Raw genomic sequence first — 16,052 nt, 5'->3', positions numbered from 1 at the left:
AGTCACTCGACATGACCGGCACGCCGTCCGAGGAACTGCTCGCCGCCCAGGCCTGCTTGCGTCTGCTGCACACCGCGCGCGCCGCGCTCTCCGACCCCGACGCGGTCTCCGTCGCGGCGGCGGCCTCGCTGCTCGCGGGGCCGATCGCGGAGGCCGACGAGGCGCTGCGCCGCGCGGGCCTCGCGGGCAACGAGGCGGCACTCATCGACCGGATCTACGATCTCGCGCCGCCCCCGCGGACCGTGGCAGCGCCCCGCACCGAGGCCGCGACCGCGCTCCGCCCCCGCGCGCACGAGGGGAGCACGTCATGACCACGCAAGACAGCACGCCGAGCGGCAACGACTCGTACGGCCACAAGAAGTTCAAGCGCTCCAAGAGCCACTTCGCGGACCGTGTCACCGCCGACGGGCGGGACGGCTGGCCGGTCGACGCGGGCCGCTACCGCCTGGTGGTGAGCCGCGCCTGCCCCTGGGCCGGCCGGGCACTGATCGCGCGGCGCCTGCTCGGCCTGGAGGGCGCCCTCTCGCTCGCGGTCACCGACCCCATCCAGGACGACCGGAGCTGGCGGTTCACACTGGATCCCGACGGCCGCGACCCCGTCCTCGGCATCCGCTTCCTGAGCGAGGCGTACGAGGCCCGTGAGACGGGCTATCCGGGCGGTGTCAGCGTGCCCGCGATCGTGGACGTGCCGAGCGGCAAGCTGGTGACCAACGACTTCCAGCAGATCACTCTCGACCTCGCCACCGAGTGGACGGCGCTGCACCGCGATGGCGCGCCCGATCTGTATCCCGAGCCGCTGCGCGACGAGATCGACACGGTGATGGAGGGCATCTACCGCGAGGTGAACAACGGCGTGTACCGCGCGGGTTTCGCACCGGAGCAGAGCGAGTACGAGAGCGCGTGCAACGACGTGTTCCACCGCCTGGAGCTCACCTCGGAGCGCCTGGCGGGACGCCGCTATCTCGTCGGGGACACGATCACCGAGGCGGACATCCGGCTGTTCTGCACCCTGGTGCGGTTCGACGCCGTCTACCACGGCCACTTCAAGTGCAACCTGTGGAAGCTGACCGAGGACCCGGTCCTGTGGGCCTACGCCAGGGACCTCTTCCAGACCCCCGGCTTCGGCGACACCATCGACTTCGACCACATCAAGCGGCACTACTACCAGGTGCACACGGGCGTCAATCCGACCAGGATCGTGCCGCTCGGGCCCGATCCGACCGGCTGGCTGACGCCGCATCACCGGGAGGAGCTCGGCGGGCGGCCGTTCGGCGAGGGGACGCCGCCGGGTCCGGTGCCCGAGGGCGAGGAGGTGCCCGCCGCAGGACGCCCGTGACCTCAGCGGAGCACGTCGAAGACGTTCTTCTGCAGGCCGTTGGCGTACGCCTCGTGCTCGACGAGCTTCAGCTTCTGGGTGTCCTTGTCCGTGGTGCTGAAGAGCCGCTTGCCCGCACCGAGCAGCAGCGGGAAGACGAGCAGGTGGTAACGGTCGATCAGACCGGCGTCCGAGAGGGCCCGGTTCAGGGAAGCACTGCCGTGCACGATGATCGGGCCGCCCTCGGTCTCCTTCAGCGCGGCGACGTCGTCGAGCGAGCGCAGGATCGTGGTCTCGCCCCAGTTCGCCACGAGGTCGCCCTCGGTGAGGGTGGTGGAGACGACGTACTTCGGCATGACCTTGTAGTCGGCGAAGTCCGCCATGTCGGGCCACACGGGGCTGAACGCCTCGTAGCTGGTGCGGCCCATCATCATCGCCGTGGCTTCCTGCTGCTCACGGCCCTTGATCTCGAACGCCTCGGGGAGGAACTCCATGTCCTTGAAGGTCCATCCGGAGTTCCGGTACCCGGGCTCGCCGCCGGGGGCCTCCACGACACCGTCGAGCGAGACGAAGGCGGTGCTGATCAGAGTGCGCATCTAAGGTTCCTCGGTATCTCGTGTCCGGATCTCATCAGATTCGGTCGATGCGCGATTGGACCACATGTTCGACCGGTGCGCATTAACCAGCATCTATGACCTCAGGGCACGCGGAAACTCATCGGTACGACGCCGGCTCCGGGGGCTAGACGGCGCTGGACAGGTCCCAGGTGAACTTGTCGCCGCCCACCCACCGCACCGCGTCGGGGTCGTCCAGATCGTGCACCGTGATGCCCGCCATGGCGGCCGCGTCGAGGACGTCCGTGACGGTCTTGGCCTTGCCGACCACCTCCCCGTCGATCTCCACGATGCGGAACGGCGGGCTGCCGGGCTGCACGCCGAGGACCGTGATCCGGGGGTTCGCCATGTACAGGTACGCACTTTCGGTCATGTCCTGAACTCTTCCACGGTGGCCCGGGAATCCGCCTCGCCAGTCGGCCGCTCGGGCTACCCGTCGAGCAGCGCGAGGAGTTCACCCGTGCGGCCACTCAGCCGAGGATCCGCTCCACCGTCTTCAGCACCTGACCGGCCCCGTCCTCCGCGGCCATCACGCGGGCGAGATCGGCGGCGGCGTCGGCGTGACCGGGCTCGCGGACCGCGCGGCAGAGCGCGTCCGCGAGGCGTGGCGCGGTCAGCTCCTTGAAGGGGATGGGTGCGGTCGCCGCCCCCAGGGCCGCGACCCGTGCGGACCAGAACGGCTGATCGGCCATGACCGGCACCGGCACGGCGGGAACTCCCGCGCGCAGGGCTGCCGCCGTGGTGCCCGCACCCCCGTGGTGCACCACGGCCTCGACCCACGGGAAGAGCTTGGCGTGCGGCACCTCGCCGACGGTGAGGACGTCGTCCCCGGACGCGGCGAGCTCCGCGCGGCCGGACTGAAGGACTCCGCGCAGTCCGGCCGCGCGCAGAGCCGCCACCGCGATCTCGCTCAGCCGCTCGCCCTCCCCCGCGGCCATGCTGCCGAAGCCGATGAAGACCGGCGGCGGCCCTGCCCGCAGGAACGCGTCGAGTTCGGGTGGCAGGGGGCGCTCCTGGTCGTCGTGCGGCCACCAGTTCCCGACGACGTCGAGGCCCGGACGCCAGTCGGCGGGCCGGGGCACCACGGCCGCACTGAAGCCGTAAGAAACAGGCCGCCCTGCCCGCTCCTGCCGGTCCCTGACCTCCCCCGGCTTGGCGACGGGCAGCGCGAGGCGGGCACGCAGGGCGCGTACGGCGTCGTCGTACACGCGGTCGACCATGCGCAGGGAGAAGCGGCCGAGAGCACGGTTCGCGAAGCCGCCGAGCGAGCGCGTGCCGCCGATGACGGGCGGGAAGTCCCGCGTCGGGTGGACCGGCTGGAGATACGCCCCGACGGCCGGTACGTCCATGGCCTCGGCCAACTGCCAGCCGAGCGGTGCCGTGGTGGCGGAGAGAAGCAGGAGGTCGGCGCCCCGGGCCGCGGCGTCGGCGAGGCCGTCGCCCAGCTCCCGCACGAAGGCGCGGGCGGTCCGCATGAGTTCCGCGCGTCCCTGCCCGGTCGCGGGGCCTTGGCGTTCGGGCCCGCCGGGCAGCGGCCTGAAGTCCAGGCCCGCGGGGGTGACGAGCGGGGCGAAGGAGTCGTGGGTGGCGAGGGCGACGTCGTGACCGGCCTCGCGCAGCCGGGCGCCGAGGCCGGTGTAGGGCGCGACGTCCCCGTACGAACCGGCGGCGGCGATCAGGATCCTGGTCATCGGCTTCCCCGTACGCCTCTCTCTACGCGTCTCTCACCCTCAGGTTTAGGGTGAGAGTCACCCTCTTCCTCCAGCTGACCGTGAAGGTCCCCGGATGCCCGCGCATTGGCTCGTACCGCCGTACGCAGATAGTCCGCGAGCCCCGGCCGTTGCTGTGAAGACGGCACGACCAGCGCGAAGGCGCGCGGGTCGGCAGCGAAGTCGTCGGCGATGCGCACGTGCATGTCGGGCGGACAGTCGGTGAACCAGCGGGCGATGTGCAGGCGGTGCGCCTCGGCCAGCTCCCGGGCCCGCTCCCCCTCGGCCGCCTCACCGGCGTCGAAGGCGGCGAGCAGTTCGCCCCGCCAGTCGGCGGCCTCTGCCATGAGCCGCGCCCAGTCCTCCTTGGAGTGTTCGGCGGCGCTCCTCATCGCTGCCCTGTGCCCCGCGCTGTCCTGCCATTTCAGTTCGGCCTCGGTGGCGTAGCTCAGATCGAAGGTGACCTCCCCGAAGACCGCGAACCGCTCCCCGGGGCTGAGCCGCACCCCGGTCCGCTGGACCTCGATGGCCCGGTCGGCGACCTCCACCAGACGCTCAAGCTCGCCGATCCGCTCGCGCAGCGCCCGCCGCCTCGCCCTCAGGCGGTCGAGGGCACCGGCACCCGGGTCGGCGAGGATCTCGGCGGTCTCGTCGAGCGTGAAACCGAGTTCCCGGTAGAAGAGGAGCTGCTGAAGCCGGGCCAGATCGGCGTCGGTGTACAGGCGGTAGCCGCCGGTGCTGCGCTCGCTGGGGGTGAGCAGCCCGGTGCGGTCGTAGTGGTGCAGGGCACGGACGGTGACACCCGCGAATCCGGCGACCTGACCGACGGTGTAACTCATGGACCTCGCCTTTCGTCGACGTTCAGCGTGGAGCCTGACGCGACGTGAGGGTCAAGTCGGTGGCGCAGCGAGCCGGGGGTGCGCCCGACGAAGCGCCGTGCGGCTCGGGTGAGATGCGCCTGGTCGGCGAAGCCCGCCACGGCCGCGGCGTCGGCGATGCCCCGGGAGCCGCCCCCGGCCGCGAGCTGCCCGACGGCCCCGCGCAGTCGCCGCCACTGACGCAAGGTGCTGAGGGGGACACCGGCCTGCGCCGCCACAAGGGCGCGCAACCTGGCCGTCGAAAGCCCCAGGTCGGCGGCGACCGCGTCGATGCGGGCGGCTCCCGCGGCCGCTGCCCGTACGGCAAGGGGAATGCGTGGATCGACCCCCCGGGGCGCCCCCAGGGCAGCGGTCGCCTCGGCCCGCAACGCCTCCGCGTCCAGTCCGGCACGGTCCCGCGCCGCGTCGAGCAGGCGCCGGACCGTCGGCCCGTCCAGCCAGGTCGGGCCCTCGGTGTCGGCGTGCAGGCACCAGGGGTCGAGGAAGGCGGCGACGAACCCCGACGAGGCGGCGCACGTGTGCGTGTACTGGGGCGGTACGAGGACGCCCGCCCCGGACGAGGCTCCCACGAGGGCGTGGCCGCCGACGGGGAGTACGAGCTTCCAGGCGGGGTGGCGGTGCGAGGAGACCGCGTAGGCCCGACTCTCGGCGAAGAGGGTGATCTCGTCGAACGCGCCCTCGGACGGAGAGTCCGTAGGTGAAACGACCTCGTGCGGTGCTCCCGTGGGCCAGAGGCTGTCGAGGATCCCGGCCGCTCCCCCAGGACGAGCGTTCTGTTCAATACGCGCCCCGGAGCGCCGCCCGATCATCACCCCATGCCCGTCTCCGCCGCCTCGGCCCTCGCGCTCTTCCTGTCCTGCACGGCTCTCGCCCACTTCGTCTTCCCCGCGTACTTCCGCACCCTGGTCCCGCCCTGGCTCCCCTCGCCCGCCATCATCGTCGCCGCCACCGGGGTCGCCGAACTGGCCGTCGCGGGGCTCCTGTCCGTCCCGCCGACGCGGACGGCGGGCGGCTGGGCCGCGACCGCGCTGATCGCCTCTTTCCAGGTGTCCCACCTGGACGCCGCCCGCCGCACACGGTCCGCCACGCGCCTCCTGGACACTCCGTGGGGCGTGGCGGCGCGGCTCTGCGTGAACGCCGGGTATCTCGCCTGGGCCGCCGGGATCGCCCTCGGCTGAGCTCCGAACGGTCAGGCCAGCTGACGGAACAGGTCATCGCAGGCCGCCGTCTCGTCGTCGTGGCGGGCCACGGGGTGGCACGTGCCCCGCTCGTACGCGCCCACCTCCCACGCCCCGTCCTCGATCCTGCGCAGGTACATGAAGTCGGTCGGTGTGGGGGCGGGTTCGTGGACGCCCTCGATCCAGTAGTAGCCATCGGGCACGTGCGCGGCACGCAGGGCCGCGCGGAGTTCTCGAACGTCCACCAGTACCCCCGTGCCGCTATGCCGTGACCGGCGTGAGGTAGTCGTGGTCGATGAGCCACTTCACGTTGAGGCGCTGGCCCGTGCCCGGGTCGAGGAAGACCGGGTCGAGCTTGATCTGCTGTCCGCCGCCGGGCTGCTCGAACCAGGGGGCGATGCTGCCCTGCCAGACGTCGAAGGGCTTGGTGACCTCGTAGACGCGGTAGTCGCAGGCGAACGCGGCGTCCCGGGTGTTGAGGTTCTGCGGGGGCAGCGCGCGCTCCGCGTAGGAGTCACCCGCGGGCGCGAGGAACGAGCCGAACTCCGAGCCGAACCGGTCGAGCCGTTCGCCCTCGTCCAGGCGCTCGGGGTGCTTGTCGACGTGCCCGTTGACCGTGCCGAAGCCGTCGTTGGGCGGGTACTTCCAGGTGCCGGTGTCCGCGGGGCCCTCCCAGTACTTCTTGAGGAAGGACTTCGGCGACAGCTTTCCGGTCCGCTTCCAGTTCTTCAGGAGCGGGCCGACGGGGCGCTGCCACTTCTTGGGCAGCCAGGCCGGGCCGAGCCTGGCGTCTCCGTATAACGCGCCGGTGCACGGCTCGTGCGCCGCCGCGCTCGTCGTCGGGGGCGCGGGCGCGGCGGATGCCGTGGCACTCGCGGCGGGGGCGGCCGCCATGGCGGTCGCGACGCCGAGCGCGGCCAGGACGGTCCGGATCCGGATCACACGGCTGTGGTCCACTCGTCAACTCCTCATACGGGTGCGTCGTGTTGCTACGTGCGATCATCATGAATCGCTCGCACACCGTATAAGAGCGGTGGCGCTGAGTCGTCAACTCTCCTTGCCTCTGGCCTCCGTTGGCCGATTCTCGGCGCCCTCGCGGGATCGCGTGTACGCAGGGCCGCGCGGCGGACCTTGTCGGCGCGGGCGCCCACGGGGCACTGTGTCTGCCACATCCGTCACCACCGACGCACGAGGTGCAGGCATGAGCAGCGGAACAAGGGCGGCCGGGGACGCGGGGAGCGCTTGGGGGCGCCGGCGGTTCATCGGGACGCTCGCGGCGCTGGCCGCGACCGGCACGACGTCCACGGCGGCAGCCTGCACGGCGGCAGCGGTACCGGACCGGGAGCCCGGCGCCCCGGCTGCCTCACCGCGGCACCGTCCGCGCCGCGCACGGCAGTTGTTCCTCGGGACGTACACCTCGCAGGCGGGCGGCGGAAAGGGGATCGGCCTGGCGACGTACGACGACGCGACAGGGCGGATCACCGGCACGGGCACGCTGACCGGCGTGCCCGATCCCTCCTATCTGGTCCCGCACCCCTCCGGTCGGACGCTGTACGCGGTCGACGAGCAGGAGAAGGGCGCCGTGACAGCCGTGGCGCTCGCGGCCGACGGGGAGGGACCGCACAAGGTCCTCAACACCCGCGCGACCGGCGGCGCGGGCCCCTGCCACCTCTCCGTGCACCCCGGCGGCCGCTGGCTGCTCAGCGCCAACTACGGCTCCGGCAGCGTGAGCGTCCACCCCGTGGAGCCGTCGGGCGCGCTCGGCGAACGCACCGATCTGGTCACGCACTCCACCCCGGAGCCGGGCCCCGGCCAGAACGGTCCGCACGCCCACCAGATCATCACGGCGCCGGACGGCCGCCACGTCCTGGCCGTCGACCTCGGCAACGACACCGTCTACACCTACCGTCTCGACCTCAAGGCGGGCAGGCTCAGCGAGGTGTCGCACGCGCGCCTGAGGCCCGGCGCGGGACCGCGCCACCTCACCTTCCACCCCGAGGGACGCTTCGCGTACCTGGCCGACGAGTTGGACAACACGGTCGTCGTCTGCGCGTACGACCCGGCCACCGGACGCCTCACACCGGGCGATCCCCAGCCGACGGGCACCGGCGGGGGCACCTCCTATCCGGCGCAGATCCTGGTGACGCGCGAGGGCCGGTTCGCCTTCCTCGCCAATCGCGGGCACAACAGCATCACGCGGTACGCCGTCGAGGACGGCGGCGCCCGGCTGCGACTCCTGGACACCGTGGACGTCGGCGGCGACTTTCCCCGCCAGCTCGCGTTCTCCCCGTCCGGGCGCCTGCTGTTCGCGGCGAACCAGAAGTCGAGTTCGGTGAGCGTGTTCCAGGTCGACGGGGACACCGGGGAACTCCGCAGCGCGGGTGAACCGTTCCCGTCACCGATCGCGGTGTGCGCGCTGCCGCTCTAGACGCGCCGTACGGGCCGAGTGCCACCGGAACCAGCGGGCCCTCCGGCCGACTCCGGCCCATGGCCGGGCGGCGCCCGGCTCCACGGGGAGCTGCGCGCGGCGAAGGAGCTCGTCTACGGCCCCTGCGGTTTCACCAGCTCGCAGCCGGTCGCCGAGGCCGAGAGCGCCGTGTACGCAGCCCCCACGTTCACCCTCGACGGCCTCGCCGTCCGGTTCCACCAGCACGGGGTCATCGACGTCGCACGGGCGCGGGCGCTCTACCGGTCACGGCCTGCCCGATGAACCGGGCGGGCCTTCGCGGTCCGGGGCGTCGGGCGTGTCCGGCGTGTCCCACGAATCGCCGCGCGGCTGGCCGGGCCGCGGCGGCTCCGGGCGTCGCCGCACACGCTGTTTGCCGCGCCAGAAGAGCAGGAGCAGCATGGCCACGACGGCGAGGCCGACAATGATGAGCAGCACCGAGGCACCGCTTCCCGCGGCGAGGGGCATCGAGTATCGCGTCATCTGTTGCGTGTACCTCAGGGACCCGTTCTGACTCCCCTTTCCTCCGACATCCCACTCGATCGGCCCAGGCGGACCGTGGGACTGACCGGGCGAGGAGGGGCACTCGGAGGACGGCTCGGCCCAGGCGTGGACCGGGACACGACATGAACGGAGGCGTGCCGACATGAGCACCGAGATGACCGCGCTGCTCGTCATCGCGGGCGTCGTCGTGGTCGCGACGCTCGCGATGGCCGTGACGCTGCTCGTCCGTCTCGTCCGCACCCGTCGCCTCCTGCGCGACGCCGGGATCCCCGTCGAGCGGCAGTGGGTGTTCTGGGGCGCGGTCGCCTATCTCGTACTGCCCGCCGATCTGCTGCCCGATCCCATCTTCCTCGACGACATCGGGGTGCTCCTGCTGGCGCTGCGGTCCCTGCGGTCAGCCGCCGACAGGGCGTCCGCGCCGGACGGTTGAGAGGCGGGCCCGGGTCAGCAGGGCGTGCATGCACTCCGTGACCTGGCCGACGTCGTCCACGGGCTGGTGGAACGCGAGGCGCACGTCGGCCTGGCTGCGGGCGCGTTCGAGGCGCAGCGTGATGCCGTGCCGGTCGATGGCGAGCGGGCGTACGCGGACGACGCCCTGGAGGCTGTCGGGGCTGATGAGACGGGTGAGTTGTTCGACCGCGTCCGCGTGGGCGTCCGCGAGATGGGTGAGCAGGCGCGACTCCGCCTCGGCGAGCGGGTCGGGCACCATCAGGGCGAGTTCGTCCAGTTCGATGCCGACGCGTCCGGTGGAGTCGTGCAGCACCGCGCAGGTGGGCTCGAAGATCAGGTGTTCGCCGCGCCGCGTCAGCGACCCGGAGAGCCACAGGCGCCCGCGGATCCGGTCCCTGACCGGCACCGGGGAGACGTCGGCGAACTCGATGAGCGTGGAAGGCTCACCGTGCGGCGCGCAGATGAGGGCGGCGGCGAGCATGCTGTCCTCGGGCGGGTGCAGCCGCAACGTGCCGTCGTCCATGACGCTGTGCGCGCCGACCAGTTCGTCCTTGCCGATCTCCGTGGTCACCGCGCAGGACCATGCGGTGGCCAGCATGGAACGTGCGCGTGCCGCCGCTGTGGGCACGGTCGTGCTGCTGTGACGGACACCCATCCTCAACCTCCATTAGGTAAGCCTTGCCTAACTTATCGGAGATCGCGCGGCACTGCCAGTACGCGAAAGCCCCGCGCGGTGAACCGCGCGGGGCTGTGGCACCTACGTCAGTTGACGCGTTGCGCGTCCGTCGGCGAGGTCAGTGGCCTCGGGCGATCCACTCCTCCAGGTGCGGCGCCTCCGCGCCGATCGTCGTGCTGTCGCCGTGTCCCGTACGCACCACCGTGCCGGGCTCCAGCGTGAGCAGCCGGTCCTTGATGGACTCCACGATCGTCGGGAAGTCGCTGAAGGAGCGGCCCGTCGCGCCGGGGCCGCCCGCGAAGAGCGTGTCGCCGGTGAAGACGGTGCCGAGCGCGGGGGCGTGCAGGCTGACCGCGCCGTGGCAGTGGCCCGGCGTGTGCAGCACCGTCAAGGTGGTGCCCGCGACGGTCAGTTCCTGCCCGTCGGCGAGCTCGCCGTCGGGAGCGCGGTCGGGGTGGGTCCGCTTCCACAGTTCGGTGTCGGCAGGGTGCAGCAGGATCGGCGCGCCGGTGCGGGCGGCGAGCGCCGGGGCCGCGTCGATGTGGTCGTCGTGGGCGTGCGTGCAGACGATGGCGACGAGCCTGCGCTCCCCCACCGCCGCGGCGATGGCGTCCGCGTCGTGCGCGGCGTCGATGACGATCGCCTCGCTGTCGTCGCCGACGATCCATACGTTGTTGTCGACCTCCCAGGTGCCGCCGTCGAGGGAGAACGTCCCCGACGTGACGAGGTGGTCGACGCGCGCACCGGCCCCCGCGGGCCCGTTCGGTGTGGTCCCGGCCGCCATCAGAAGATCACCACCGAACGCAGGACGTCGCCGTGGTGCATCCGCTCGAAGGCCTTCTCCACGTCCTCCAGGGCGATCGTCTCGGTGACGAACGCGTCCAGGTCGAGACGGCCCTGCTGGTAGAGGTCAATGAGCATCGGGAAGTCGCGCGAGGGCAGGCAGTCCCCGTACCAGCTCGACTTGAGCGCGCCGCCGCGCCCGAAGACGTCGAGGAGCGGCAGCTCGATCTTCATGTCGGGGGTCGGGACGCCCACCAGGACGACCGTGCCCGCCAGGTCACGGGCGTAGAAGGCCTGTTCGTACGTCTCCGGGCGGCCGACCGCCTCGATGACGACATCGGCGCCGTTGCCGCCGGTCAACTCGCGGATGGCCTCGACGGGATCGGCGGAGCGGGAGTTGACGGTGTGTGTGGCGCCGAGGCCCTTCGCCGTCTCCAGCTTCTTGTCGTCGATGTCCACGGCGATGATCTTCGCGGCGCCCGCGAGACGGGCGCCCACGACCGCGGCGTTGCCGACGCCGCCGCAGCCGATGACGGCGACCGAGTCGCCCCGGCCGACCTCGCCGGTGTTGATGGCGGCGCCGATGCCCGCCATCACGCCGCAGCCGAGGAGGCCCGCGGCGGCGGGCGAGGCCGCCGGGTCGACCTTGGTGCACTGTCCCGCGGCGACCAGGGTCTTCTCGGCGAAGGCGCCGATGCCGAGCGCGGGCGACAGCTCGGTGCCGTCCGCGAGGGTCATCTTCTGCTTCGCGTTGTGCGTGTCGAAGCAGTACTGGGGGCGGCCGCGCAGACAGGCGCGGCACTGGCCGCACACCGCGCGCCAGTTGAGGATCACATAGTCGCCGGGGGCGACCTCGGTGACGCCGTCGCCCACCGACTCGACGACGCCCGCCGCCTCGTGCCCGAGCAGGAACGGGAAGTCGTCGTTGATCCCGCCCTCCCGGTAGTGCAGGTCGGTGTGACAGACCCCGCACGCCTGGACCTTCACCACGGCTTCTCCCGGGCCCGGGTCCGGCACCGTGATCGTCTCGATCCGTACCGGCTCGCCCTTCGCGCGTGCGATCACGCCCTGCACCTGCTGCGCCATGACAACCAGCCCTTCTTTCTCTCACGTCTTTCCCGCCCCATCGTTCCAGGTCGAGCGGCAGGTGTCCGCAGCGGTGCACGAACGCGCGGATCCCCCGCCGGGTCCTAGGGTGAGCGCGTGCGTGATCTAGCTGCCCAGGCCCTCCTGCCGGTCGACACCGCGCTCGCCGTGGCCCTGCTCGTCCTGCTGCTCGCCGCCGCGACGACCGCCGCCGTGTTCCGGCTCGCCCCGGACGGCTCGCGCGACCGCGCCAGGGAGATCCTCGTCGCCGGGGTACGGGCGACGGCCCAGCTGGCCGCCGTCTCGCTGGTCATCGGCTGGGTGGTGCACCACACGGCGGCCCTGTACGCCTTCCTGCTGCTGATGTTCGCCGTGGCCACCCGCACCGCGGGGCGCCGCGTCACGCCGAACGGCACCTGGTGGTGGGCGGCCCTGCCGATCGCGGGACCCGTCGTCCCCGTGGTGACAGGGCTGACCCTGGCGGGGCTGCTTCCCGTTCGCGGCATCGCCATGGTGCCGGTGACCGGCATCCTGATCGGCGGCGCGCTCACCGCGACGGTGCTGGCGGGCCGCCGCGCCCTCGATGAACTCCGCACCCGCAACGGGGAGTTCGAGGCAGGTCTCGCCCTGGGTCTCCTGGACCGCGACGCCCGCCTCGAAGTGGTCCGCCCCGCCGCGTCCGACGCCCTCCTGCCCGGCCTCGACCAGACCCGCACGGTGGGGCTCGTCACCCTCCCCGGCGCGTTCGTCGGCATGCTCCTGGGCGGCGCGTCCCCCGTACTGGCCGGAGCGGTGCAGCTCTTCGTGCTGATCGCACTGATGGCGGTGCAGGCGGTGTCGGTGGCACTGACCGTGGAGCTGGTCGCCCGGGGGCGGCTGCACCGGGCGGAAGCGGACCGTCCGTCAGCGTGACCGCGCGCGACGCCGCTGTGGGCCCACGCTGACGGACGCACTCACTCGGCCGCCGCGCGCTCGCGCGCCGTGCGGACGGCCAGCACGTTGTCGACCAGCCGCACGGCCTCGGTCGACGGGTCCATCGGCATGGTCAGCAGCGCGCGCACATAGGCCGGCGCGAGGACCAGCTCGAAGATGTCCAACCAGGTCAGCACGGTGGCACCGGCGGCGTCCAGGGTGGCCTGGATCTGCTGGATCCGAGGCTCGGCGAAGCCCCGCCCGTCCTGCTCGCCGCCGCCCGCCCGGAGCAGCGCCCGGAAGAAGGCGAGATGGCCGGGCCTGGTCAGGTCGGTGAGCAGGTTGGTGATCCAGGAGTGCAGATCGGCCCGCAGGTCGCCGGTGGCGGGCAGCGGCGAGCGACTGCCCAGCTCGTCCACCACCGCGTCGATGATCAGGCCGTCGGCGGTGCGCCAGCGCCGGTAGATGGTGGCGATGTGCACGCCCGAGCGGGCCGACACCTCCGCGATGTCGACGGTGCCGTCGGCGGATTCGGCCAGCAGCTCGCGGGTGGCGGCGCGCACGGCCTCACGGGTACGGGCGGTACGACCGCCGGGGCGTGCTGTCCCAGATGCTTGCGTCACGACGTCACTCTATCGCGAAACTCTTGCATTAGCGCGACCGGCGCGCGTACTCTAAATGCGAATGATTCGCATCAGAGGTGCTGGGTGCCTCTGAGAGAAGCCGAACCGGAGGATCTCGTGGCACACGCACTCGTAGTCGGCGGTGGAATCGCGGGGGACACACTCGCGCTGCTCATGGAGAGGGACGGCTGGACGGTCACCGTCGCGGAGATCGCACCGGCCCTGCGCACCGGCGGCCAGACGGTCGACCTGCGCGGCGACAGCCGGGAGGTCCTCGAGCGCGCCGGACTGCTCCAGCAGGCCCTGGACTGCCTGGTCCCGCAGCGCGGCGCGGCCTGGATCGACGCGCGGGAGCGCCGTCTCGCCGAGATGCCGGTGGAGGCGTTCGACGGACGCGGCTACGTCTCCCGCGAGGAGTTGTTGCGCACCGACCTCGCCCGGATCATCCACGAGGCGACCGGTCCCGGCGTGACGCACCGGTTCGGGGAAACCGTGGAATCACTGGAGGACGCCGGGACGCCCGGGGACGCAGGGGCAGGAGTGCTTGCCCGCTTCCGCAGCGGCACGGAGGAGACGTTCGACCTGGTGGTCGGCGCCGACGGCGCGCACTCGCGGGTGCGCGCCCTGCGGTTCGGCCCCGAGGAGGAGTACCGCAAGCCGCTCGGCCTCGCGCATGCCTGGTTCACCCTCACCGAGGGGCCCGGCACGCCGCCGATCGACGGCTGGTTCCTGACCCACAACGCACCCGGCCGTCGAAGCGTGGAAGCCCGTCCCGGCCACCCCGGGCAGCAGGAGGTCGGGCTGACCTTCGCCGCCGATGCGCTGCCCCCACGGCACGACCGCGAGGCTCAACTCGCCCTGCTGGAGCGGACGTTCGCCGACGTCGGCTGGCGCGCCGCCGAGTTCCTGGCCGCCGCCCGGCAGGCCGACGACTTCGCCCTGGACACCTTCGACCAGATCCACGTGCCGCGTTGGCACACCGGCCGGGTCGTCCTGCTCGGCGACAGCGCCTGGTGCGCGAGCCCGCTCAGCGGCCTCGGCACCGCCCTCGCCCTGCGGGGCGCCGCCGAGCTGACGGACGCGCTGCGCGCCGAGGGCGCGCCCGGCGACACCTCACGGGTGCCCGCCGCGCTGACCGCCTTCGAGCGGACGATGCGGCCGAGGACCCTCTCGGCCCAGCAACTCCCGCCCGGCCGGGTCGCGTCCATGGCCCCGAAGTCGGCGCTGGGCATCCGGGTCAACGCGCTGGCGATGCGCGCGCTCCAGTCGAAGGCGGCGCGCCCGCTCGTGCGGCGGGCCTTCGCCGCCTCCGAACACGGCCGCGCCGACGCCCCCGCGGGAGCGCCCCTGCCGAGCCCGAGCGCCTGACCGGCGGGCGCCCCGCGCGCTCACCGCACGCGGTCCAGCGGGTCGTAACAGTCGTAATTGCGCTGGGCGCGGATCCTGCCGTCACGGAATTCGAGGAAGACGGCGATGCGGGCGCGCAGCACATGGCCGACGGGCAGGTCCCCCATCGGCACGGCGAGGATCCCCTCCCAGGTCACCTCGAGTACCACCTGGTCCCCCATCGCGACCGAGTTGAGCACATCGAACCGCTGCTCGGCGAGCAGCCCCTGCCCCCGCTCCGCGCTCTGGAGCACGGCGGTCAGATCCCGCCGTACGCCGTCGGGGAAGAGGGCGTTGGGGAACTCCTCCTGCACCAGGTCCTGGTGGAAGAACCGGGCGAGCTCGTCACCGACGGCTCCGCGCGCCACCGCCTCGTGATAGCGGACGGCGGTAAGGACGTTGGGGTGTTCCACGAACCACAGCGTATGCGGGTCCGCGCCACCCCGCGTGGTGCTTACGCGCCGAGTGCCGCGCGCTGCTCCGCCGTGAGACGGTGCGCCGCGGCCACGACCGCGTACGTATCCGCAGCGGTACGTTCCAGGACGACGGGGCCCGCGATGTCCGGGTGCCGCTCGGCGTCCCGCAGCGCGTCGGCGACCCGGTCCCGCGGCCAGTCGAGCGCGGTGGCCAACCGGTCCACGGTGAGCGGCCCGCCCGCCTGCACGAGCGCGGCGAGGACGGTCAGCACGTCGGCGAAGACCTCCGCCGTGGTGCCGCCCGCCATGTCGTCGCTCAGCCCGGTGAAGAACGTGCGCATGTGGTCGAGGCGGGCCCCCGCGGGCGTGGCGGCGTCGAGGAGCTCGGCGCCGCGGCGCGCGGTCTCGGCCCACATCGCGTTCGTCCTGGCGCTGGTCAGCCAGGCGCGCAGCCAGACGTCGTCGTCGATGACGTACCGCTCGCGCCGCCGCCCCGCCTCGCGCTCGCGCCGCACCACTTCGAGCCCCTCCAGGTAGCCGACGGCCTTGGACACGGAGGCGGGGCTCACCCGCAGCCGCTCGACCAGTTCGGCCGCCGTCAGACCACCGGAGTCGGTCGTGACCAGGCGGGCGAGGACGCGGGCCGCCATGCGCGGCAGACCGGTCCGCACCATCATCGCCGCGAACTCCTCGGCGTACGCGCGCACGGCCTCGGCGTCACGGCCGTGCGGGTCGACGACCGCCTGTTCCGCGCGCGAGGCGGCCGTTCCGCTCCGGCGGGCTCGGCGTCCCGTGGCGTGCTGGGCGTGGTCCGCGCGGTAGCCGCCGAAGCCGCCGTTGCGGGCGACCTCGCGACTGACGGTCGACGTCGGCCGGTCCAGGTGCCGGGCGATCTCGGCGTATCCGAGCCCGTCGGCGAGTCCCGTCGCGATGCGCCGACGCTCGTCGTGGGTGAGCCTGCCTCCGGGCATCCGCGCCTCCCTCTCCCCCGGCTCCGCCGCGGCCCGCGCGGACCGGCTCGGGTCAGTGTGCGTTCACCGTCAGCACATTGCAACAGCCCCTCAGCCGGAATTGCG

Annotated in this window: 22 protein-coding genes; 8 read left to right on the top strand and 14 right to left on the bottom strand. The window is 72.6% G+C overall.

Going from position 1 to position 16,052, the window contains the following annotated elements; all coding sequences use genetic code 11:
- Nucleotides 1–11 precede the first annotated feature (11 nt).
- Nucleotides 12–311 (top strand): hypothetical protein, encoded by a 300-nt coding sequence (locus KY5_RS42875; RefSeq protein ID WP_234363088.1) that lies wholly within the window; start codon nucleotides 12–14, stop codon nucleotides 309–311.
- Nucleotides 308–1,336: a glutathione S-transferase family protein gene (locus tag KY5_RS39475; RefSeq protein WP_098246698.1), complete on the top strand. Its 1,029-nt coding sequence runs from the start codon at nucleotides 308–310 to the stop codon at nucleotides 1,334–1,336. The genes KY5_RS42875 and KY5_RS39475 overlap by 4 nt, the downstream gene beginning before the upstream one ends.
- A gap of 2 nt (nucleotides 1,337–1,338) precedes the next feature.
- Here the strand turns inward: KY5_RS39475 and KY5_RS39470 are convergent, their stop codons facing one another.
- From KY5_RS39470 to KY5_RS39450, 5 genes are all read right to left on the bottom strand, one after another.
- Nucleotides 1,339–1,911: a dihydrofolate reductase family protein gene (locus tag KY5_RS39470; RefSeq protein WP_098246697.1), complete on the bottom strand. Its 573-nt coding sequence runs from the start codon at nucleotides 1,909–1,911 to the stop codon at nucleotides 1,339–1,341.
- A 145-nt stretch (nucleotides 1,912–2,056) separates the two neighbouring features.
- Nucleotides 2,057–2,302 carry a hypothetical protein gene (locus KY5_RS39465; RefSeq protein WP_098246696.1) on the bottom strand — a complete coding sequence of 82 codons (246 nt, stop codon included), beginning with the start codon at nucleotides 2,300–2,302 and terminating at the stop codon, nucleotides 2,057–2,059.
- A 97-nt stretch (nucleotides 2,303–2,399) separates the two neighbouring features.
- Complete coding sequence (locus KY5_RS39460; RefSeq protein WP_098246695.1) at nucleotides 2,400–3,620, bottom strand: glycosyltransferase; 1,221 nt, start codon at nucleotides 3,618–3,620, stop codon at nucleotides 2,400–2,402.
- Nucleotides 3,617–4,477, bottom strand: coding sequence for a MerR family transcriptional regulator (locus tag KY5_RS39455; protein ID WP_098246694.1), 861 nt, complete (start codon nucleotides 4,475–4,477; stop codon nucleotides 3,617–3,619). Before KY5_RS39455 ends, KY5_RS39460 begins: the two co-directional genes overlap by 4 nt.
- On the bottom strand, nucleotides 4,474–5,325 hold the full coding sequence (locus KY5_RS39450) for a helix-turn-helix domain-containing protein (RefSeq protein WP_098247794.1): 852 nt from the start codon (nucleotides 5,323–5,325) through the stop codon (nucleotides 4,474–4,476). The genes KY5_RS39455 and KY5_RS39450 overlap by 4 nt, the downstream gene beginning before the upstream one ends.
- A gap of 6 nt (nucleotides 5,326–5,331) precedes the next feature.
- On the opposite strand from KY5_RS39450, the gene KY5_RS39445 reads away from it, so the two are divergent.
- Nucleotides 5,332–5,694 (top strand): hypothetical protein, encoded by a 363-nt coding sequence (locus tag KY5_RS39445; RefSeq protein WP_098246693.1) that lies wholly within the window; start codon nucleotides 5,332–5,334, stop codon nucleotides 5,692–5,694.
- Between the two features lie 11 nt (nucleotides 5,695–5,705).
- Here KY5_RS39445 and KY5_RS39440 read toward each other — a convergent pair whose 3' ends face one another.
- Nucleotides 5,706–5,939, bottom strand: coding sequence for a hypothetical protein (locus KY5_RS39440; RefSeq protein WP_098246692.1), 234 nt, complete (start codon nucleotides 5,937–5,939; stop codon nucleotides 5,706–5,708).
- Nucleotides 5,940–5,955: 16 nt separating this feature from the next.
- On the bottom strand, nucleotides 5,956–6,636 hold the full coding sequence (locus KY5_RS39435; RefSeq protein WP_098247793.1) for a TNT domain-containing protein: 681 nt from the start codon (nucleotides 6,634–6,636) through the stop codon (nucleotides 5,956–5,958).
- Nucleotides 6,637–6,895: 259 nt separating this feature from the next.
- On the opposite strand from KY5_RS39435, the gene KY5_RS39430 reads away from it, so the two are divergent.
- Both KY5_RS39430 and KY5_RS42350 read left to right on the top strand, forming a co-directional pair.
- Nucleotides 6,896–8,122: a lactonase family protein gene (locus KY5_RS39430; protein ID WP_098246691.1), complete on the top strand. Its 1,227-nt coding sequence runs from the start codon at nucleotides 6,896–6,898 to the stop codon at nucleotides 8,120–8,122.
- Nucleotides 8,123–8,140: 18 nt separating this feature from the next.
- Nucleotides 8,141–8,404, top strand: coding sequence for a hypothetical protein (locus KY5_RS42350; protein ID WP_199843451.1), 264 nt, complete (start codon nucleotides 8,141–8,143; stop codon nucleotides 8,402–8,404).
- Here KY5_RS42350 and KY5_RS39420 read toward each other — a convergent pair.
- Nucleotides 8,387–8,623, bottom strand: coding sequence for a DUF6479 family protein (locus KY5_RS39420; RefSeq protein WP_098246690.1), 237 nt, complete (start codon nucleotides 8,621–8,623; stop codon nucleotides 8,387–8,389). The genes KY5_RS42350 and KY5_RS39420 overlap by 18 nt on opposite strands.
- 163 nt (nucleotides 8,624–8,786) lie before the next feature.
- On the opposite strand from KY5_RS39420, the gene KY5_RS39415 reads away from it, so the two are divergent.
- Nucleotides 8,787–9,074: a DUF1232 domain-containing protein gene (locus tag KY5_RS39415; protein WP_098246689.1), complete on the top strand. Its 288-nt coding sequence runs from the start codon at nucleotides 8,787–8,789 to the stop codon at nucleotides 9,072–9,074.
- Here the strand turns inward: KY5_RS39415 and KY5_RS39410 are convergent.
- From KY5_RS39410 to KY5_RS39400, 3 genes are all read right to left on the bottom strand, one after another.
- Complete coding sequence (locus tag KY5_RS39410) at nucleotides 9,039–9,749, bottom strand: DUF2470 domain-containing protein (RefSeq protein ID WP_098246688.1); 711 nt, start codon at nucleotides 9,747–9,749, stop codon at nucleotides 9,039–9,041. The two genes, KY5_RS39415 and KY5_RS39410, sit on opposite strands and share 36 nt — an antisense overlap.
- A 139-nt stretch (nucleotides 9,750–9,888) precedes the next feature.
- Nucleotides 9,889–10,554: an MBL fold metallo-hydrolase gene (locus tag KY5_RS39405; RefSeq protein ID WP_098246687.1), complete on the bottom strand. Its 666-nt coding sequence runs from the start codon at nucleotides 10,552–10,554 to the stop codon at nucleotides 9,889–9,891.
- The gene (locus KY5_RS39400; RefSeq protein WP_098246686.1) at nucleotides 10,554–11,639 is read right to left on the bottom strand and encodes an S-(hydroxymethyl)mycothiol dehydrogenase; all 1,086 of its coding nucleotides are present in this window, start codon (nucleotides 11,637–11,639) and stop codon (nucleotides 10,554–10,556) included. The genes KY5_RS39405 and KY5_RS39400 overlap by 1 nt, the downstream gene beginning before the upstream one ends.
- Nucleotides 11,640–11,756: 117 nt before the next feature.
- Here KY5_RS39400 and KY5_RS39395 point away from each other — a divergent pair, with 117 nt between their 5' ends.
- Nucleotides 11,757–12,551, top strand: a complete 795-nt coding sequence (locus KY5_RS39395) for an ABC transporter permease (protein ID WP_098246685.1) — start codon at nucleotides 11,757–11,759, stop codon at nucleotides 12,549–12,551.
- 41 nt (nucleotides 12,552–12,592) lie between these two features.
- Here the strand turns inward: KY5_RS39395 and KY5_RS41605 are convergent, their stop codons facing one another.
- On the bottom strand, nucleotides 12,593–13,174 hold the full coding sequence (locus tag KY5_RS41605) for a TetR-like C-terminal domain-containing protein (protein WP_107645735.1): 582 nt from the start codon (nucleotides 13,172–13,174) through the stop codon (nucleotides 12,593–12,595).
- Between the two features lie 117 nt (nucleotides 13,175–13,291).
- Here KY5_RS41605 and KY5_RS39390 point away from each other — a divergent pair, with 117 nt between their 5' ends.
- On the top strand, nucleotides 13,292–14,542 hold the full coding sequence (locus KY5_RS39390; protein ID WP_159072715.1) for an FAD-dependent monooxygenase: 1,251 nt from the start codon (nucleotides 13,292–13,294) through the stop codon (nucleotides 14,540–14,542).
- 20 nt (nucleotides 14,543–14,562) lie between these two features.
- Here the strand turns inward: KY5_RS39390 and KY5_RS39385 are convergent, their stop codons facing one another.
- Both KY5_RS39385 and KY5_RS39380 read right to left on the bottom strand, forming a co-directional pair.
- Nucleotides 14,563–14,973: a nuclear transport factor 2 family protein gene (locus tag KY5_RS39385; RefSeq protein WP_098246683.1), complete on the bottom strand. Its 411-nt coding sequence runs from the start codon at nucleotides 14,971–14,973 to the stop codon at nucleotides 14,563–14,565.
- Between the two features lie 41 nt (nucleotides 14,974–15,014).
- Entirely contained in the window at nucleotides 15,015–15,947 is a 933-nt protein-coding gene (locus KY5_RS39380) for a GbsR/MarR family transcriptional regulator (RefSeq protein ID WP_098246682.1), read from the bottom strand.
- Nucleotides 15,948–16,052 lie beyond the last annotated feature (105 nt).

Origin of the sequence: Streptomyces formicae (assembly GCF_002556545.1) — a bacterium.
GTDB classification, from domain to species: domain Bacteria; phylum Actinomycetota; class Actinomycetes; order Streptomycetales; family Streptomycetaceae; genus Streptomyces; species Streptomyces formicae_A.
This window is presented reverse-complemented; position numbering and strand designations above follow the sequence as displayed.

Bases quoted from the DNA above. Each gene is read 5' to 3' on its own strand.
- KY5_RS39475 (WP_098246698.1), top strand. From the start codon at position 308: ATGACCACGCAAGACAGCACGCCGAGCGGCAACGACTCGTACGGCCAC.
- KY5_RS39415 (WP_098246689.1), top strand. From the start codon at position 8,787: ATGAGCACCGAGATGACCGCGCTGCTCGTCATCGCGGGCGTCGTCGTG.
- KY5_RS39410 (WP_098246688.1), bottom strand. From the start codon at position 9,749: ATGGGTGTCCGTCACAGCAGCACGACCGTGCCCACAGCGGCGGCACGC.
- KY5_RS39400 (WP_098246686.1), bottom strand. From the start codon at position 11,639: ATGGCGCAGCAGGTGCAGGGCGTGATCGCACGCGCGAAGGGCGAGCCG.
- KY5_RS39405 (WP_098246687.1), bottom strand. From the start codon at position 10,554: ATGGCGGCCGGGACCACACCGAACGGGCCCGCGGGGGCCGGTGCGCGC.
- KY5_RS39470 (WP_098246697.1), bottom strand. From the start codon at position 1,911: ATGCGCACTCTGATCAGCACCGCCTTCGTCTCGCTCGACGGTGTCGTG.
- KY5_RS39420 (WP_098246690.1), bottom strand. From the start codon at position 8,623: ATGACGCGATACTCGATGCCCCTCGCCGCGGGAAGCGGTGCCTCGGTG.
- KY5_RS39460 (WP_098246695.1), bottom strand. From the start codon at position 3,620: ATGACCAGGATCCTGATCGCCGCCGCCGGTTCGTACGGGGACGTCGCG.
- KY5_RS39445 (WP_098246693.1), top strand. From the start codon at position 5,332: ATGCCCGTCTCCGCCGCCTCGGCCCTCGCGCTCTTCCTGTCCTGCACG.
- KY5_RS39450 (WP_098247794.1), bottom strand. From the start codon at position 5,325: ATGATCGGGCGGCGCTCCGGGGCGCGTATTGAACAGAACGCTCGTCCT.
- KY5_RS39430 (WP_098246691.1), top strand. From the start codon at position 6,896: ATGAGCAGCGGAACAAGGGCGGCCGGGGACGCGGGGAGCGCTTGGGGG.
- KY5_RS39380 (WP_098246682.1), bottom strand. From the start codon at position 15,947: ATGCCCGGAGGCAGGCTCACCCACGACGAGCGTCGGCGCATCGCGACG.
- KY5_RS39465 (WP_098246696.1), bottom strand. From the start codon at position 2,302: ATGACCGAAAGTGCGTACCTGTACATGGCGAACCCCCGGATCACGGTC.
- KY5_RS39455 (WP_098246694.1), bottom strand. From the start codon at position 4,477: ATGAGTTACACCGTCGGTCAGGTCGCCGGATTCGCGGGTGTCACCGTC.
- KY5_RS42875 (WP_234363088.1), top strand. From the start codon at position 12: ATGACCGGCACGCCGTCCGAGGAACTGCTCGCCGCCCAGGCCTGCTTG.